This window comes from Streptomyces sp. IBSBF 2435 (assembly GCF_036815005.1).
Lineage (GTDB): Bacteria > Actinomycetota > Actinomycetes > Streptomycetales > Streptomycetaceae > Actinacidiphila.
Genome location: NZ_JAJSYW010000030.1, coordinates 1 through 16,193, shown reverse-complemented (window position 1 = coordinate 16,193; position 16,193 = coordinate 1). Strand labels below are relative to the sequence as shown.

General features: G+C 71.6%; 17 protein-coding genes. 3 read left to right on the top strand and 14 right to left on the bottom strand.

What is annotated here, in order from left to right:
* Window positions 1-19: 19 nt before the first annotated feature.
* From V7E46_RS08675 to V7E46_RS08630, 10 genes are all read right to left on the bottom strand, one after another.
* A complete protein-coding gene (locus V7E46_RS08675; RefSeq protein ID WP_333767874.1) occupies window positions 20-274 on the bottom strand; it encodes a DUF397 domain-containing protein in 255 nt (84 codons plus the stop codon).
* Window positions 271-1,080, bottom strand: a complete 810-nt coding sequence (locus tag V7E46_RS08670) for a helix-turn-helix transcriptional regulator (protein ID WP_333767873.1) — start codon at window positions 1,078-1,080, stop codon at window positions 271-273. The genes V7E46_RS08675 and V7E46_RS08670 overlap by 4 nt, the downstream gene beginning before the upstream one ends.
* Before the next feature lie 149 nt (window positions 1,081-1,229).
* The gene (locus V7E46_RS08665) at window positions 1,230-1,787 is read right to left on the bottom strand and encodes a hypothetical protein (protein WP_333767872.1); all 558 of its coding nucleotides are present in this window, start codon (window positions 1,785-1,787) and stop codon (window positions 1,230-1,232) included.
* A 48-nt stretch (window positions 1,788-1,835) separates the two neighbouring features.
* Window positions 1,836-2,945, bottom strand: coding sequence for a caspase, EACC1-associated type (locus V7E46_RS08660; RefSeq protein WP_333767871.1), 1,110 nt, complete (start codon window positions 2,943-2,945; stop codon window positions 1,836-1,838).
* On the bottom strand, window positions 2,946-3,290 hold the full coding sequence (locus V7E46_RS08655; RefSeq protein WP_333767870.1) for an effector-associated constant component EACC1: 345 nt from the start codon (window positions 3,288-3,290) through the stop codon (window positions 2,946-2,948).
* A 27-nt stretch (window positions 3,291-3,317) separates the two neighbouring features.
* Window positions 3,318-4,739: a tetratricopeptide repeat protein gene (locus V7E46_RS08650; RefSeq protein WP_333767869.1), complete on the bottom strand. Its 1,422-nt coding sequence runs from the start codon at window positions 4,737-4,739 to the stop codon at window positions 3,318-3,320.
* A 24-nt stretch (window positions 4,740-4,763) separates the two neighbouring features.
* Window positions 4,764-5,192, bottom strand: coding sequence for a hypothetical protein (locus tag V7E46_RS08645; RefSeq protein WP_333767868.1), 429 nt, complete (start codon window positions 5,190-5,192; stop codon window positions 4,764-4,766).
* A gap of 112 nt (window positions 5,193-5,304) precedes the next feature.
* Window positions 5,305-5,829: a DUF3291 domain-containing protein gene (locus tag V7E46_RS08640; protein ID WP_333767867.1), complete on the bottom strand. Its 525-nt coding sequence runs from the start codon at window positions 5,827-5,829 to the stop codon at window positions 5,305-5,307.
* 318 nt (window positions 5,830-6,147) lie between these two features.
* The gene (locus V7E46_RS08635) at window positions 6,148-6,879 is read right to left on the bottom strand and encodes a response regulator transcription factor (RefSeq protein ID WP_329175470.1); all 732 of its coding nucleotides are present in this window, start codon (window positions 6,877-6,879) and stop codon (window positions 6,148-6,150) included.
* On the bottom strand, window positions 6,876-8,198 hold the full coding sequence (locus V7E46_RS08630; protein WP_333767866.1) for a PspC domain-containing protein: 1,323 nt from the start codon (window positions 8,196-8,198) through the stop codon (window positions 6,876-6,878). The genes V7E46_RS08635 and V7E46_RS08630 overlap by 4 nt, the downstream gene beginning before the upstream one ends.
* 147 nt (window positions 8,199-8,345) lie before the next feature.
* On the opposite strand from V7E46_RS08630, the gene V7E46_RS08625 reads away from it, so the two are divergent.
* Both V7E46_RS08625 and V7E46_RS08620 read left to right on the top strand, forming a co-directional pair.
* Window positions 8,346-9,641, top strand: a complete 1,296-nt coding sequence (locus tag V7E46_RS08625; protein WP_333767865.1) for a PspC domain-containing protein — start codon at window positions 8,346-8,348, stop codon at window positions 9,639-9,641.
* The gene (locus V7E46_RS08620; protein ID WP_329175476.1) at window positions 9,638-9,856 is read left to right on the top strand and encodes a hypothetical protein; all 219 of its coding nucleotides are present in this window, start codon (window positions 9,638-9,640) and stop codon (window positions 9,854-9,856) included. The genes V7E46_RS08625 and V7E46_RS08620 overlap by 4 nt, the downstream gene beginning before the upstream one ends.
* On the opposite strand, the gene V7E46_RS08615 is transcribed toward V7E46_RS08620, so the two are convergent.
* Window positions 9,804-10,364: a DoxX family membrane protein gene (locus V7E46_RS08615; RefSeq protein WP_333767864.1), complete on the bottom strand. Its 561-nt coding sequence runs from the start codon at window positions 10,362-10,364 to the stop codon at window positions 9,804-9,806. The genes V7E46_RS08620 and V7E46_RS08615 overlap by 53 nt on opposite strands.
* A gap of 121 nt (window positions 10,365-10,485) precedes the next feature.
* Complete coding sequence (gene guaA / locus V7E46_RS08610; protein ID WP_333767863.1) at window positions 10,486-12,099, bottom strand: glutamine-hydrolyzing GMP synthase; 1,614 nt, start codon at window positions 12,097-12,099, stop codon at window positions 10,486-10,488.
* Window positions 12,100-12,124: 25 nt separating this feature from the next.
* Here guaA and V7E46_RS08605 point away from each other — a divergent pair, with 25 nt between their 5' ends.
* On the top strand, window positions 12,125-12,247 hold the full coding sequence (locus V7E46_RS08605; protein WP_333767862.1) for a hypothetical protein: 123 nt from the start codon (window positions 12,125-12,127) through the stop codon (window positions 12,245-12,247).
* Between the two features lie 335 nt (window positions 12,248-12,582).
* Here V7E46_RS08605 and V7E46_RS08600 read toward each other — a convergent pair whose 3' ends face one another.
* Entirely contained in the window at window positions 12,583-14,442 is a 1,860-nt protein-coding gene (locus V7E46_RS08600; RefSeq protein WP_333767889.1) for a GMC family oxidoreductase, read from the bottom strand.
* Window positions 14,439-16,115, bottom strand: a complete 1,677-nt coding sequence (locus V7E46_RS08595) for a succinic semialdehyde dehydrogenase (RefSeq protein WP_333767861.1) — start codon at window positions 16,113-16,115, stop codon at window positions 14,439-14,441. Before V7E46_RS08595 ends, V7E46_RS08600 begins: the two co-directional genes overlap by 4 nt.
* Window positions 16,116-16,193 lie beyond the last annotated feature (78 nt).

The window sequence follows — 16,193 nt, the reverse complement described above, 5'->3', positions numbered from 1 at the left end:
GCTACCGTCGTCCCGGTGCTCAGGCCGACAGCGGCTGCGCTGCGGCGAACTCCACGAAGGTCGCCCACGCGGCGGGCTCGAAAGCGAGCTGCGGCCCGGACTTGTCCTTGGAGTCCCGCACGTGGACCGTGCCGGGGCACGCGGCGACCTCGACGCAGTTGCCGCCCTCGCCGTTGCTGTAGCTCGACTTGTGCCACGAGGCGGCGACCTCGATGCAGTCGCCACCCTCGCCGTTGCTGTAGCTGGACTTGAACCACGCCAGGCCGGTGCTCATAGTTCCTCCGCCAACTTCCGGATGAATTCCGCGGAGTCCTCGGTGCTGAGGGCCGCTCGGAGGATCATCGCATAGCGCTGGGAGACAGCGGTGACCTTCGCCGCGTCGCCGGAGAGCACGCCGTACGACTGACCCTCTTCGTACGTCAGGTTCTCGTGGTCGGGCATCTGGAGCAAGACGAAGGGGCCGTTCAAAGCCGCCTGCGGACCGCGCTGCCGGAGTACCTGGATGGCGACATTCCGCCGCCTGCCCTGCTCCAGGAGTTCCAGCAGCTGCCGCTTGTGCGTACCCCGGTCCGCCAGCACGATCCGCAGCGCGGCCTCGTTGACGACGAAGTTCAGCAGCTTGTTCTGGATGTCGAGCAGTTCCTTGCGGTCCATCCGCGCGCTTACCCGCTCCTCGACCGTCTCGTCGTCGAGATGCGGCCACGAGCCGCCGATCAGTGCCCGGGCCGTCTCCTCGGTCTGGAGCAGTCCGGGTACCAGCATCGGCTCGTAGGAGTTGAGCACCACTGCCTCGGCCTCGTACTGCATGAAGTTCTGGGAGTACGAGGGGAACGGCTCGGGCTTGAGGAACGGCACCGCCGCCAGCAGCATGCCTTTGGCGCCGCACATGTCGTCGGCGATCTCAAGGAGCCGCTGGCTGGGCTTGCGGCGGCCCAGCTCCATGGACTTGACGGTCTCGTACTCGTAGTTCGCTTCCTTGGCGAGCGCGTCGCGCGTCACCCCGGCGCGTTCGCGCCACAACTTGCACTGACTGCCGCAGTAGCGCCAGCCGATCGGCGGCTGGGAATTGTCCGACGTCATCAGCGTGGACCGCCCTTCGTGGTGGAGCGGGGTACGCAGGATGGCGTACCCCGTCGTAGCTACCGACGATAAGGGCTTACCTACGCATTATGAGTGCGAACTACGAAACTCCTACGCAAAGGATGACGAGAAGGTGGCGCGCCGCCGCGTCAGTGGCCGCCGGTGGGGCGGTCGCAGCCGGTGTGGTCGGGGTAGCCGGCGAAGGCGTCGGCGGCGGTGCTGTCGCGGTCCATCGTGCCCTCCAGGCACAAGGGGGTGGCGTCGATGAGGAAGCTGACCCCGGTGGGGCCGTTCTGGTAGGCGCCCACCTTCTCGGGGGCGTACCCGAGGGCGGTGAGCGCGGTGAGGGCGCTGGCGGGGTCGAAGTCGCCGCGCCGGCGCAGCGGTTCGAGCGCGGAGGTGACGCGGTCGACGGCCGCGAGCCCGTCGCAGCGGCTCTGGCCGTGCAGCGGGAGGGGGACCATGAAGCCGTGGTTCTCGGCGTAGTGGTCGGTGGGCGGCACGGTGCTGTCCGCGGTCGTCGGCGGCGGCGCAGGGGTCGCGCTCTCCCCCGGGCACGGAAAGTCCACCGGCTTGCCCGGCGTCACCACGGAGGCCCCGGGCCCGCCGGCGCCGTCCCCCGCGTGCCGCGTCCCGCACCCCGCGAGGGCCAGCGCGACGACGGCCAGCACCACGACCCGTACCCCACCCGACCTGATCATCCCCATCCCCCCATCCTCCCCGGCCCCCAGGCCCGGCGTCATGAGCGCCCGTACTCACTTCCGGCGCCGCAGCAGCCTCTTCAGATCCTCTGCCGCCTCCGGCAGTCCGGCAGCCGCGGCCCTGCTGAGCCAGCTCTCGGCCTGGGCGAGGTTCCCGGTGTGCCATGAGCTGACTCCCAGCTCGTGCATGGCCGCGAGATCGCCGGATTCTGCGGCCCTGAGCCGCCACATTCCCGCCTCCACGCGGCTTCCGTCCCGTTCCAGCAACCGGCCCAGCTCTCTCATGGCGTCGGGTCGCCCGGATCCAGCCGCCTCCCGATACCAGCGCACCGCGCCCGCACTGTCACCGAGCCGATCCAGACGCGCGGCCTCCCTCACCATCGCGACCGGATCGGAGATGCCCGAGTGCACCCGGTTCCTGGCCAGTGCGAGGTGGCCGACCGTGTGGGTGTTGCGCAGCTCGGGGCGCGGATGCCCCTTGCCGGGCAAGACCCTGGAAAGGTGCTCGTGGATGGTCTGCAGGGTGAGGAACTCCGCGGCGTCGGCAGTCCCGTACCGCAGGAGATCGAGCAGTTCGCCGGTGTAGGCCGTATAGCTTGCGTCAACAGGCGCGCTGGAAGGGCGATTCGCCGGCGAGGACGCCAGAGTGCAGGTGCCGGCCACAGCCAGTTGGCCGGCCACCACGGAGGCAGTGGTGGCCATCGCGTCGATGGCCAGTCCGGAGAAACAGCAGTCCAGGATGAGAACTCGGCTGCCCGCACGCGCGTTCGCCAGCGTCCGGCGCACCAGAGAGAACGGTATTCCCGTCCACGCGACCAGATCCGGTTTGCTAGAGGTCCCGGGTAGGGACAGATACAGCTCACCGTCCGGGCCGATGAGGCCGTGACCGGCGTAGTAGACGAGCAAGAGGTCCTCGGCCTCCTCGGCGGCAGCGCCCAAGTGGGCTCCGATGGACAGCGCGTCAGCGAGGCCGACGGTGGGAGCCGCCTCGCGCCGCCTTACGCAGTGTTTGTCCGGGAGGGCTGTCCCCCACGGGCTGGTGAGCGCCGTGGCGAGGTCATCGATGTTCCGTGCCACAGCGGGCAGGCCGGGCAGGTCGGGATCGGTGTACTTATCGAAGCCCAGCAGCACCGCCCGGGACCGCAGCGGGTCGGGGAGGCGCATTCATCGCTCCAGGACGCGTCGCAGCACGGTTTCCAGGTCCGCCTCCGGGACGTTGCGCAAGGAGATCTTGACCGTCTCCCCGCCAGGGCCGGTCACCTCGATGTCCGCCGACGGGCGGCGGTGCCTGATCCACACGGACAGCGAGGCCGCCAGTGCGGTGCCGGCCCCCTGTGCGCCGAGTGCCACGATCACGACTTCGGAGATCCCGCCCATGTGGCCGGGGCGCGCCTCGGGCCGCTCCATGGCAGAGCGGCCGCGGAATTCATCCTCGCGCGAGAGCCAGTCGGCCAGCGCGCTCAGCTCCGTCTGGGCCGTTTCGCCGTTCAGCCGAATGTGTGCCTGCATCGTTCTCCCATTCAGGACATCCGCGGTTCAGACCGAGGGCCCACGCTGTGCTTCCAGTACGGCCTTCATGTCTGTCACGGCGTTGGCCACCCCGGCGGCGACCGCCCGCTTGCACCACTGCGTCCCGGCCGCCACGTCCCCCTGCGTGGCCAGGAGAATCCCGAGCATTGCCATACAGCTGCCGTTTCCTGCGGCGGATCCCCTACGGAGCCACATCTCGGCATCCTCCATCTCGCCGCGGTTCATTCGCGACGCAGCCACCAGATACATGCCGAATTCGTTCCCTGCCCGGGCGGCTTGTTCGTACCACTGGTCGGCTGTGTCCATGTCACCCTGCCGCGCGGCCAGCGCCCCCGCTCTGACCATGGCCAAGTCATTTCCGGTGGCGGCGGACTTCTGGTACCAGTGCAGCGCGTCGGCCAGGGCGCCGCGCTTTTCGAGCAGGTAGGCCAGCCGGGGCATCGAATCGTCGATCCGGGCCTCGGCGGCCTCCCGATACCACTGTTCCGCCTCGGCCGCGTCACCCCGCTCTTCCAGCAGAGTGCCCAGAAAGTGCATTGCCGTCGGCACCCCCGCCTCGGCCGCCTGCCGGAACCACGGCTCCGCCTCGGCCGGACGCCGCTGCTCCGCCAGCAGCGACGCCAGCATCAGCGCGGAGCGGAGATGTCCGGTCTCGGCTCCCCGCCGGTACCATTCCTCGGCTTCAGCGAGCCGTTCCTGCTCATCGAACGACCTGCCCAGTTCGAGCATCGCGGGGACGTGTCCGTTGTCCGCGCCCCATCGCAAGAACCTCTCGGCCTCGGCCAGCTCTCCGCGCTCGCGCAGCAGCGAGGCGAGCAGGGTCAGCAGATCGGCCATGAGCGCGTACCCCTGCTTCACGGGCAGGTCGTCCGCCTTCGTCAATATCGCGGCGCCTTTGCGCAGCAGCCGCTCCGCCTCCGCCGGGTCACCGCCCTGGACCGCGAGGCGCGCGAGATCCCTCATCGCGTCACACTGCGCCAGAACCTGGCCCGCGTCGGTAGCGTCCGCCGCTCTGCGCAACCAGACCCGCGCATCGTCCAAACGACCGCTGCGCTCCAGCAGAAGCCCACCGCGCCACATCGAGAAGACGTCACCAAGGTCCGCCCCCTTGCGGTACCACTCCTGGGCGCCGGCGAGTTCGCCGCGCTTCTCCAGGACGGATCCCACGTTGCCCATCGCGGGCACGTTCCCCGCATCGGCGGCCTGACGACTCCAGCGCTCGGCCTCGGCGGACTCCCCGCGCTCCTGCAACATCCCGCCGAGGCGGGCCATGCCCTCGGCGTGCCCGGCGTCGGCGGCCCGCCGATACCACCGCTCGGCTTCGGAGCGGTCCTCCCGCTTCTTAAGCAGCCACCCCAGCTGGATCATCGCGTCCGGATCGCCGCCCTCGGCGGCTTCGTAGTACAGCTGTTCCGTCTGGTCCTCCATGAGTTCCCCGTTCGTTGCGAAGGCTCAAAGGCGGCCCTTTGCGAGATCGTCCAGCATGCTCTCCTTCACAGGGGCCATGCCGATGTGCTTGATCAGGCGCTTCGCGGTGCGCTTGTCCGTCGTCGCCAGCGTCCTCGCCATGTTGGCGAACGCCCCGTCCCGTTCATAATCCGTCCTGATGGTCAGCGCGATGCGCTCGGCTTCACCGGCGTTGGCGGCGACCAGCTGCTCAGCCAGGACGCGGACCGAGAAGTCCCGGCCGTTGCGTACGACCTGGTCCTCGTAGGTGACGGAGTTGGCGATGCGTTCGGCCTCCGCGATGTCGCCAGGTCCTATGGCCACCTGAACGGCAAGGTCGGTCAGGGCGGCTGCCCTCTGCCGCGCGTTCGGGATGGCGCGGGCCATCCGCTCGGCCTGACGGATCTCTTCTCGGAGACGGCGGCGTCCGGCCATGGCTTCCCCCTGAGCCCAGGTGACTGCTGTGGTTTTGATGACAGCACGTCATATGTGAGGCCGCAAGGGGCGTGCGGGAGCCCCACGGCTCTGAGCCGCGCGCCCGGGGTCGTTAATCCTGGTCGGAGTCCCCACCGGGGTCGAAGGACCGGTGGAAGGTGAAGGCGTGCGGCGTGGAGCCGTGGTCGTGGAGGTGTTCCAGCCTGGAGACCCCGTCCTGCCAGGTGGGTATCGCGCTGTCGGAGACCCACCAGAGCACGTGACTGGGGTGTCCTGTCCTCTCGAACCAGTCGTGACGCCTGTTCAGCGCCTCACGGTGCAGACCGGTGTAGACGGCGTCGAAGGCCGGGCGCAGGTCGGTCCAGAGCGAGAGGGTCGCGGCCAGGGCGATGGTCTCCACCGTACGGCCCTTGTCGTACCAGGTCGGTACGGCGAACTCCCCCCACGCGCCCCAGTCCAGGTCGAAGAGTGTGCCCCGGCCGCCGTCCGCCGGTTCAGCACGGCCGAGGTACCCGGGGTGCCCGCTGATCTTCCGGTAGACGGGCCCGCCGCTGTCCTGGAATTCGCGCGTGAGGGGTGCGGGATCGGCGAGAGGTGATTTCAGGACGCCGAATGTGTACAGCGCGAGTCGGGGCATGCGTCTCTCCCTGGTGGGTGGCTCAGCATGAAAGAACTCCCGTGCGACCGTGGGCGATCGCCGAGGACCAGGTGAAGGTAGCTGCCCCTGCGGGCCATGTCGAAGTTGCGTTTTCCCTGCCTGAATGGCCTCCTGCACCGGTCATCGCGGGGCCTGGGACGGTGACGGACGGGCCGGCTGCGGGGCATCGCCCCGAGGAGCCGACGGCCGGCTCGGACCGCATCATCGCCACCGGACGCCGGAGCGACGCCGAGAGCCTGCGCCCAACGCACTCCGCCGACAGCGCGGCCACCGCGGAGACCGTCCCGGGCAGCGCGGCTACACCAGGCGGCGGGCCGTCGCCCAGCGGGTGAGTTCGTGGCGGTTGGAGAGCTGGAGCTTGCGCAGCACCGCCGAGACGTGGGACTCGACGGTCTTCACCGAGATGAAGAGCTGCTTGGCGATCTCCTTGTACGCGTAGCCGCGGGCGATCAGCCGCAGGACCTCGCGCTCGCGCTGGGTGAGGCGGTCCAGGTCCTCGTCCACCGGCGGGGCGTCGGTGGAGGCGAAGGCGTCGAGGACGAAGCCGGCCAGGCGGGGGGAGAAGACGGCGTCGCCGTCGCGGACCCGGAAGATGGAGTTGATCAGGTCCGGGCCCGTGATGGTCTTGGTCACATAGCCGCGGGCGCCGCCGCGGATGACGCCGATGACGTCGTCGGCCGCGTCGGAGACGGACAGCGCGAGGAAGCGCACCGGCTGGTCGGGGTCGGCGGCCAGGGTCGCGCAGCGGCGCAGGACCTCGACACCGCCGCCGCCGGGCAGGTGGACGTCGAGCAGGACGACCTCGGGGCGGGTCGCGGTGACGACGCTGACCGCCTGGTCGACATCGGCCGCCTCGCCGACCACCTCGACGCCGGTCTCCGCGGTGGTGCCGATCTCGGCCTGCACTCCGGTGCGGAACATCCGGTGGTCGTCCACCAGCACCACCCGTACCCGCCGCCCGCTCTCGGGGGACTGCGCCGGGTCCGTGAACCTCGGCGAATCCGGCGAAGCCGAACCTGTGTCCGTCATGTCGTGGCCCTCTCCATCTCAAGTTCGACTTCCGTGCCGCCGCCGGGCGCGGGGCGCAGCCTGGCCTCGCCGCCGTTGCGCCGCATCCGGCCGATGATCGATTCTCTGACGCCCATCCGGTCGTCCGGCACCGCGTCGAGGTCGAAGCCGGGGCCGTGGTCGCGTACCGACACGAAGATCCTGCCGTCCTCGACCTCGGCGTAGACCTGGACGGCCCCGCCGCCACCGTACTTGGCGCCGTTCACCATGGCCTCCCGCGCGGCCTGCATCGTCGCCACGAGGGGGTCGTCGAGCGGGCAGTCGCCGACGCAGACCACCTCGACCGGCACCCCGTGCGCGTCCTCGACCTCGGCGGCGGCGGCGCGTACGGCGGCGGCCAGCGTCGTCGGCTCATCGTCGCGGCCGGTGCCCTCGGGGCGGTAGAGCCAGGCGCGCAGCTCGCGTTCCTGGGCGCGGGCCAGCCGGGAGACCTCGCGCGGGTCGTCCGCGTTGCGCTGGATCAGGGTCAAGGTGTGCAGCACCGAGTCGTGCACGTGCGCGGCGACCTCGGCCCGCTCCTGCGCGCGGATCCGCATCAGCCGCTCCGCCGACAGGTCCTGCGTCATCCGCACCAGGTAGGGGCCGGCGATCAGCGCGACCCCGACCAGGACGGCGAGCGCGGCCTGGAGGATGCCGCCGAGGTGGCTGCCGGTGCCGCGCACCACGATGAAGCCGGTGACGCCCGCGATGACCAGCGCGACGCCGCCGGCCGCCCGTACCAGCGGCCAGAAGCGCTTGCCGTGGCTCATCTCGACCCAGCGGGCCTTGCGGGCGTTGTCGGCCTGCCGCCACACCAGGGACACGCCGAGCGCGATGACCAGCAGCGGCCAGACCGCGCGGTTGGCGGCGCCGAGGTTGAGGTTGTCGATCAGGATGCCGGTGCCGATCGCGAGCGCGATCAGCGCCATGACCTGGCCCTTGTCGGGCCGCCGCCCGGCCAGCCAGGAGCGGGCGTCGCGCGGCTCCTTCGCCTCGGCGACACCGCCGATGCCCAGCGGCACGAAGAACCAGAAGACGGCGTAGAGCAGCAGGCCGATGCCGTTGAAGGCGGCCAGCACCAGGAAGAGCACCCGTACCCACAGCACGGGCAGTCCGAGGTGCCCGGCCAGCCCGCGGGCCGCGCCGCCGACCATCCGGCCCTCGGAGCTGCGGTAGAGCTTGCGCACACCGGCCTGCGCGGGGTCGGGCGGCTTGAGGAAGGACGCACCGGTGGACACCCCGGTGGACGCGCCTGTGGAGGCACCCGGGGGCGCACCGGGCGGGGCACTGCTCGCTGACATACCCCGATCGTCACACGTACGGCCCCGGGCAGGCATCAGGGTCGGCCCCCCAAGGGTTGCCCCGGGTGACGGCCCAGGGTCGGATCAGGGTCGGACCAGGGTCGGGGCGGGTGCCGGGCGCCGCCGGGAGCGGCCACCATGGTGGGTATGACGGAAGACCCGCACGACGAGCCGCCGCCGACCGGTGCGACCCGCGCCCCCTCACCCGGCGAGGGGGGCCGGGGCGACGTGGCGAGGCCGCGTATCGCCCGGGGCCGGGAGTACAAGGTGCTGGCCGGCGTCTGCGACGGCGCCGGCCGCTACTTCGGCGTCGACCCGGTGATCTTCCGTATCGTGCTGGCGGTGCTGTCGCTGACCGGCGGCATCGGTCTGATCATCTACGGCATGGGCTGGCTGGTCATCCCGCAGGAGGGCGAGGACCAGAGCGAGGCGCACCGGCTGATGTCGGGGCGGATCGAGGGCGCGCCGCTGACCGCGGTGCTGATGGCCCTGGTCGGCTGCGGCCTGTACGCCTCGATGCTCGGCAACGGCGCCAACCAGGCCTTCTCGCTGATCCTGCTGTTCGCCACGGCCGGCGCCGTCTACTGGTCGCAGCAGCGCCGGCGGGCGCCGGGCGAGGCCGCCGCGTCCGCCACGGCCGCGGCGGTCGCGGACGCGCCGCCCGCGGTCCAGGCGCCGCCCGAGCCGGGCGGTTCGCCGTCCTGGTGGCGGGACCCGCTGTCGAAGGAGCCGGCGTATCTGTGGGGTCCGGACGACGGCCCGTACGGCGAGCCCGAACGGCAGGCGTGGCGGGCGCGCAAGAAGGCGGTCAAGGCGGGGCAGGAGCGGTCGTGGCCCTTCTCGCTCGCTGTCCTCCTGCTGGCGCTGACCGGGCTCGGGGTCGGCACCGGGATGTCCTGGCCGTACCAACCGGCGGGCGCCAGCCTGGAGATCGGGCTCGCCGCGGTGCTCGGCGTGCTCGGCACCGCCTTCGTGATCGCGTCCTTCGCCGGGCGCGCCAAGGGCGGCACGGTCTTCTTCTCGGTGCTGACGCTGGCCGCCCTGGTCGGCACCACCGCCCTGCCCAGGACCGGCCACGGCTTCGGCAGCACCACCTGGCGGCCGGTGAGCGCGCCGGGCGTGCAGCAGCTGTACGAACGCGGCGCGGGCCGCGGCCTGCTCGACCTGAGCGGGCTGACGCTGGACGGCGGCACCGTGCGCACCCACCTCAAGGTGGGCGCGGGCCAGGCGGAGGTGCTGCTGCCCCCGGGCGCCACGGTGGTGCTCGACTACGACCTCGGCGTCGGCGAGACCGTGCTGCCGGGAAAGGTGAACGACGGCGTGGACGTCAAGACCGGCCAGCACCGCACGGTGACCCTGGCCCCGGCCCCCGGCACTTCGCCGGCGGGCACCATCGACCTGCGGGTCGAAGTCGGCGTCGGCCAGCTGAAGGTGGTCCGATGAGGCGGCACCGCTTCGAACCCGCGGCCCTGGTGATGGGCCTGGTGCTGATCACCCTGACCGTCTTCTTCCTGCTGGACGCCGGCGGTGTGTGGGACCTGCGCCCGTCCCGCTCGGTGCCGCTGGCCGGCGGCGGCCTGGTGCTGGCCGCCGCGGCGGGCATCGTCACGCAGGCGGTACGGAGCGCACGGGCCCGCCGTGCGCGGCGGCGCCCGTAGCCGCGGCGGTCCGTGCGGCGGGCACGTCCGCGGCGGGCTCCCGGCGCCGCCTGAGCCACCGGTCCAGCGACAGCGAGGGCGCCCCGGCCAGCACCAGGGGCAGCCACGCCATCAGATACGCCAGGTCGTTGCCGTAGTAGTACGGCGTCGTGGACCAGCTCACCGTCAGCCACAGGCTCAGCGAGATCGCCGCGCCGCCGGCCGCCGCCACCCGCCCCAGCAGCCCGAACAGCGTCCCGAGCCCGGCCGCCAGCTCGCCCAGCGCGATCGCGTACCCGAACGGGTGCGGTGCCTTGAGCGCCAGGTCGATCATCGCCGGGATCGCGGCCGTGTCGTGCGACCCGTGCAGGATCTGCACCAGCGACCCGTTGGCGCTGTCGGTGAAGAAGGTGTCGCTGGTCAGCTTGTCCAGCCCGGCGTAGGTGAAGGTCACGCCGAGAAAGATCCGCAACGGCAGCAGCGCATGGCGCCGAGCGGTCTCCCGCCAGATGTCGAGCGTGTCGCGCATCGTCTCCCGCCTCTCCCGCCGCGCGCGTCGAGGGGTGGAAGCTGTCTTCCGGTGCGCGGGCGTCAGCGAGTCATACGTACACCAGCACGCTGTGACTCAACGGGACGCGGACCGATACCGCTCACTCCCACTCGATGGTGCCCGGGGGCTTGCTCGTGATGTCCAGGGTGACCCGGTTGACGTCCTTGACCTCGTTGGTGATCCGGGTGGAGATCCGGGCCAGCGTGTCGTAGGGCAGCCGGGACCAGTCGGCCGTCATCGCGTCCTCGGAGGAGACCGGGCGCAGCACGATGGGGTGGCCGTAGGTGCGGCCGTCGCCCTGGACGCCGACCGAGCGGACGTCGGCGAGCAGGACCACCGGGCACTGCCAGATCTCGCGGTCGAGGCCGGCCGCGGTCAGCTCCTCGCGGGCGATGGCGTCGGCCTCGCGGAGCAGGTCGAGGCGCTCGCGGGTGACCGCGCCGACGATGCGGATGCCCAGACCGGGGCCGGGGAAGGGCTGGCGCTGGACGATCTCCTCGGGCAGGCCCAGCTCCTGGCCGACCATCCGGACCTCGTCCTTGAAGAGCTTGCGCAGCGGCTCGACCAGCTGGAATTCCAGGTCCTCGGGGAGGCCGCCGACATTGTGGTGCGACTTGATGTTGGCGGTGCCGGTGCCGCCGCCGGACTCGACCACGTCGGGGTAGAGGGTGCCCTGCACCAGGAATTCCACCGGGTGGTCGCCGGGGGCCTCGGCGACGATCTCCGCCTGCGCCTGCTCGAAGACCCGGATGAACTCCCGGCCGATGATCTTGCGCTTCTGCTCCGGGTCCGACACCCCGTCCAGCGCGGCCAGGAAGCGCTCGGAGGCGTCCACGACCTTGAGCTGCACGCCGGTCGCGGCCACGAAGTCCTTCTCGACCTGCTCGGTCTCACCCTTGCGCATCAGCCCGTGGTCGACGTAGACGCAGGTCAGCTGGCTGCCGATGGCCTTTTGGACCAGGGCGGCGGCGACCGCGGAGTCCACGCCGCCGGACAGGCCGCAGATCGCCCGGCTGCTGCCGACCTGGGCGCGGATCAGGGCGACCTGCTCGTCCACCACGTTGGTGGTGGTCCAGGTCGGGGCCAGGCCCGCGCCGCGGTAGAGGAAGTGCTCAAGGATCTGCTGGCCGTGCGTGGTGTGCAGCACCTCGGGGTGGTACTGCACGCCGTAGAGCCGCCGCTCGTCGTTCTCGAACGCGGCGACCGGTACGACACCGGTGGACGCGGTCACGGCGAAGCCCTCGGGCGCCGCCGAGCACGCGTCGCCGTGCGACATCCACACCGACTGGTCGGCGGGGGTGCCCTCGAAGAGCGTCGAGCCCGGCTTGGACACGGTGAGGCCGGTGCGGCCGTACTCGCGCGCCCCGGTGTTGTCGACGGTGCCGCCGAGCGTGGTGGCCATCAGCTGGAAGCCGTAGCACATGCCGAAGACCGGCACCCCGGCCTCGAACAGCGCCCGGTCCAGGGTCGGCGCGCCCGGCTCGTAGACCGACGAGGGCCCGCCGGACAGGATGATCGCCTTCGGGCCCTTCGCCAGCATCTCGGCGACCGGCATGGTCGAGGGCACGATCTCGCTGTACACCCGGGCCTCACGCACCCTGCGGGCGATGAGCTGGGCATACTGCGCCCCGAAGTCGACCACGAGAACGGTGTCCGTACCGTCCTCGGGCGACTCGGTGCTGCGGTCGGGGGCGGCGGGGGTCGCTGATGCCACGGGCTGCCTTCCGGCGGTTGCTGCGATGGGGTCGAGTTCTGATTCTACCGTCGCTGCACTCGCCCCCATGACCTACGGCGACGCGCTCGGCCGGCCCGGCACATCGGTGGCGATGACGCTGCTCGAACTGTGCCGGGGCAGCGGGTGACGCGGGTGTACGACCCTTTCGAGGGGGATCACCCAAACGGCACGTGACCGCCCAGCGGCCCTTTCGTTGGAGGTGGTGTCCGCGCCAGCCAGGAGCGGTCGACCCACACCACGCGTGGAAAAGGACACCGCCCAGACGCAGCTGGGCGGGGTGTGACCGGTGCGATGAGGCGGGCCGCAGCAATGCGCCCGCCGTGGGACCTCGCAGCGGTACCGGTGACCGGACAGCAGGGGACAGCAGCCCGGTCACGACTCTAATGAGGCGGTCGGTGCCGGGGACGCCCGGAACCGGCCGCTCTGCGAAGAGAGCGCCACGAAGCACACATTACAGCTTGTTCAGAGCGATTCGTCGGGAACGGTACGCACCGGCGGCACCGCCGGGATCGGGAGCAGCGGCAGCCGCAGACCGCCGAAGGCGTCCTCCGGGACCGCCGGGGCGGCCGGCCTGACCGCGGCGATCCTGCGGTAGGCCTCGCCCTGGTCCGGCCGCGGGTCCGCCTCGCCCTTGTTCGGCCACAGCGACATCGCCCGCTCCGCCTGCGCGGTGATCGTCAGCGACGGATTGACGCCGAGATTCGCCGACACGGCCGCGCCGTCCACCACATGGATGCCCGGATGCCCGAACAGCCGGTGGTACGGGTCGATCACGCCGTGCTCGGCGTCCTCGCCGATCGGGCAGCCGCCCAGGAAGTGCGCGGTCATCGGCCGCTGGGTGGCCTCGCCGATGTTGGTGCCTGCGAAGCCGTTGATCTGCGCGGCGATCAGCCGGGCCGCCTGCGCCCCCTCGGGAATGTGCACCGGGTTCGGCTCGCCGTGGCCTTGCCGCGCCGTCAGCAGGCCCTTGCCCAGGCCCTTGGTCCTGCGGTATGTGATCAGCGAATTGTCGCTGGTCTGCATGACCAGGCCGATGATGGTGCGCTCCGACCAGCGGTAGTTCGACAGCGACCGGAAGGTCACCACCGGGTGCAGCAGGTTGTGGCCGAGGATCTCCAGCCAGCGCGGCGCCTTGCCGCCGTAGGGCGCGGCCGGCACCGACATCGAGCCCATCGAGTTGGAGCCGCGGCCGTAGCGGACCGGTTCGATGTGGGTGTGGTCGTTGGGGTGCACCGACGAGGTGATCGCCACGCCCCGGGTGAAGTCCAGCGGGCGGTCCGGGTACTTCTTGCGGTAGCGGCCGGGCGAGGTCTGGGCGCCGACCAGGGCCTCGGAATTCGTCCGGGTCAGCTCGCCGAGCCGGGCCGAGATGCCGGGCAGCCGGCCCGCGTCGCGCATCGCGTGCAGCAGCGTCTGCGTTCCGTACGTGCCCGCCGCGACGACCACCTGGCGGGCGCGCAGCACCTGCCGCCCGCCCTTCCTGCGCTGGTCGGTGGGGACGGCGGTGACCTGGTAGCCGCCCCGCGCGTCCTCGGTGAGGTCCACGACGGTGGTCATCGGGTGGACCACCGCGCCGGCCTTCTGCGCGAGGTGCAGATAGTTCTCGTTGAGGGTGTTCTTGGCGCCGTGCCGGCAGCCGGTCATGCACTCCCCGCACTCGATGCAGGCCCTGCGGGCCGGGCCGGCCCCGCCGAAGTACGGGTCGGGGACCTCTTCGCCGGGCGCGGCCTTGTGCGTACCCTCCCCCTCCGCGGATCCCGCGCCCTCCGCGTCCTTTCCGTCGCCGAAGAAGACGCCGACCGGGGCCAGGTGGAAGGTGTCGCCGACGCCCATCTCCTCGGCCGCGTCCCGCAGGTGGACGTCGGAGGGCGTGAGCGTCGGATTGACCCGCACCCCGAGCATGCGCTTGGCCTGGTCGTAGTACGGCGCCAACTCCGCCTGCCAGTCGGTGATCCGGCCCCACTGCGGGTCCTGGAAGAAGGCGGCGGGCGGCACGTAGAGGGTGTTGGCGTAGTTCAGCGAACCGCCGCCGACCCCGGCGCCGGCCAGCACGAGCACATTGCCCAGCACGTGGATGCGCTGGATGCCGTAGAGGCCGAGGGCGGGTGCCCACAGGTAATTGCGGAAGTCCCAGGAGTTCTTCGGCAGTTCCTCCCGGGCGAAGCGGCGGCCGGCCTCCAGCACGCCGACCCGGTAACCCTTCTCGGTCAGCCGCAGCGCCGAGACGGCACCGCCGAAGCCGGAACCGATCACCACGACGTCGTAGTCGTAGCCGTCTTCCTCTGACACATCGTCCTCCGTGGGGTGGGCCGGCCGGCTCAGCGCATCCGCAGGGTCTTCAGCAGCCGCAGCGAACGGGTCATGAAGGCCGCGTACTTCTCGTCGTCCATGCCGAAGGACGGCGCCAGCGGAAGCAGCCGCTGGGTGGCGACGGTCTGGGCCTCGGTGAACTTGAGGATGCCCTCGGAGCCGTGCCTGCGGCCGAGCCCCGAGTCCTTCATACCGCCCATCGGCGCGCGCACACTGCCGTACGCGGCGGCGTACCCCTCGTTCACGTTCACCGTGCCGGAGCGCAGCCGGGCCGCGATCCGGGCGCCGCGGCGGGTGTCCTTCGTCCAGACACTGGAGTTGAGGCCGTAGTCGGTGGCGTTGGCGCGCTCGACGGCCTCCTCCTCGTCGCGGAAGCGGTAGACCGACACGACAGGGCCGAAGGTCTCCTCGGCGCACACCGCCATCGGCGGCTCCACGCCGTCCAGGACGGTCGGCTCGTAGACGTAGGGCCCGATGTCGGGCCGCGCCCGGCCGCCCGCCAGCACCTGGGCGCCCTTCTCCCTGGCCTCGTCCACATGGCGGGTCACCACGTCCAACTGCCGCGGCCCCACCAGGGATCCCATGCCCGCGCCGTAAGCCAGCGCCGTCCCGAGCCGCAGCGCCCGGGTCCTCTCGGTGAATCTGGCCAGGAAGGCGTCGGCGACCGACTCGTCCACGTACAACCGCTCGACGGATATGCACAGTTGGCCGGCCGACGCGAAGCAGGCGCGGACCGCGCCCTCGGCGGCCTTGTCGAGGTCGGCGTCCCGCAGCACCAACAGGGCGTTCTTGCCGCCCAGTTCCAGGCTCGCGCCGATCAGCCGGGCGGCGGCGCGCTGCGCCACCTCGCGGCCCGTACGGGTCGAGCCGGTGAAGGACACGTAGTCGGCGAGGTCGACCAGCGCCGGGCCGACGACCGGCCCGTCGCCGATCACGATCTGCCACACGCCCTCCGGCAGTCCCGCCTCGATCATCTGCTCGCGCGCCCACAGGGCGGTCAGCGCGGTCTCGGTGTCCGGCTTCATCACGACGGCGTTGCCCGCGGCCAGGGCGGGCAGGGCGTCGCCCACCGACAGCTCGAAGGGGTAGTTCCAGGGGGCGATCTGCCCCACGACCCCGCGGGGCTGGCGCAGCTCCACCGTCCGGGTGAGCGCCGGGATCGCGCCCTGGTGGCGCTTCGGCGCCAGATACGCCGGGGCCTTGCGCCCGTAGTGCCGGGCCGACATCGCGACGACCTGCAATTCCTCGTGCGCGTGCAGGCGGGCTTTGCCCGTCTCGACCTGGATGAGGTCCAGCAGGTCGCTCTGGCGGGCCACGATCAGGTCGTGGAACCTCAGCAGTACGCCGGCCCGCCGGCGGGCCGGCGTCGCGGCCCAGGCGCGCTGGGCCGTGCGGGCCGCGCGGAAGGCTTCCGCCACGTCCTGGGGCGAGGCCTCGGGATATTCGGCGAGCCTGTCGCCGGTGAGCGGGGTGTGGCTCACGGTCCGCCCCTCGCCGCGGAGGCCGCGGGTGAGCCGCGCGAGGACCTCGGGCGTGACGACGTCCTGCGGCCCCCGGGTGCCGGCCTGGGCGACCGGGTTCCCGCCGGGCGGTGCGGTCGCGCCTGCGGCGGCTGCGGGGGTCGCGGTCGCGGCGGTCGCGGCGGTCGCGGCGGTCGCGGCTGCGGGCTTTGGCGAATCCGTCATGCCGGTGAGGTTACGGCGCCGGGCGCTGCGCGGCTACCCATCAGTAGCCCTTTTCTCCCCCCTCCCCCCACCCGGGGT

Bases quoted from the DNA above. Each gene is read 5' to 3' on its own strand.
- V7E46_RS08675 (WP_333767874.1), bottom strand. From the start codon at position 274: ATGAGCACCGGCCTGGCGTGGTTCAAGTCCAGCTACAGCAACGGCGAG.
- V7E46_RS08670 (WP_333767873.1), bottom strand. From the start codon at position 1,080: ATGACGTCGGACAATTCCCAGCCGCCGATCGGCTGGCGCTACTGCGGC.
- V7E46_RS08665 (WP_333767872.1), bottom strand. From the start codon at position 1,787: ATGGGGATGATCAGGTCGGGTGGGGTACGGGTCGTGGTGCTGGCCGTC.
- V7E46_RS08660 (WP_333767871.1), bottom strand. From the start codon at position 2,945: ATGCGCCTCCCCGACCCGCTGCGGTCCCGGGCGGTGCTGCTGGGCTTC.
- V7E46_RS08655 (WP_333767870.1), bottom strand. From the start codon at position 3,290: ATGCAGGCACACATTCGGCTGAACGGCGAAACGGCCCAGACGGAGCTG.
- V7E46_RS08650 (WP_333767869.1), bottom strand. From the start codon at position 4,739: ATGGAGGACCAGACGGAACAGCTGTACTACGAAGCCGCCGAGGGCGGC.
- V7E46_RS08645 (WP_333767868.1), bottom strand. From the start codon at position 5,192: ATGGCCGGACGCCGCCGTCTCCGAGAAGAGATCCGTCAGGCCGAGCGG.
- V7E46_RS08640 (WP_333767867.1), bottom strand. From the start codon at position 5,829: ATGCCCCGACTCGCGCTGTACACATTCGGCGTCCTGAAATCACCTCTC.
- V7E46_RS08635 (WP_329175470.1), bottom strand. From the start codon at position 6,879: ATGACGGACACAGGTTCGGCTTCGCCGGATTCGCCGAGGTTCACGGAC.
- V7E46_RS08630 (WP_333767866.1), bottom strand. From the start codon at position 8,198: ATGTCAGCGAGCAGTGCCCCGCCCGGTGCGCCCCCGGGTGCCTCCACA.
- V7E46_RS08625 (WP_333767865.1), top strand. From the start codon at position 8,346: ATGACGGAAGACCCGCACGACGAGCCGCCGCCGACCGGTGCGACCCGC.
- V7E46_RS08620 (WP_329175476.1), top strand. From the start codon at position 9,638: ATGAGGCGGCACCGCTTCGAACCCGCGGCCCTGGTGATGGGCCTGGTG.
- V7E46_RS08615 (WP_333767864.1), bottom strand. From the start codon at position 10,364: ATGCGCGACACGCTCGACATCTGGCGGGAGACCGCTCGGCGCCATGCG.
- V7E46_RS08605 (WP_333767862.1), top strand. From the start codon at position 12,125: ATGGGGTCGAGTTCTGATTCTACCGTCGCTGCACTCGCCCCCATGACC.
- V7E46_RS08595 (WP_333767861.1), bottom strand. From the start codon at position 16,115: ATGACGGATTCGCCAAAGCCCGCAGCCGCGACCGCCGCGACCGCCGCG.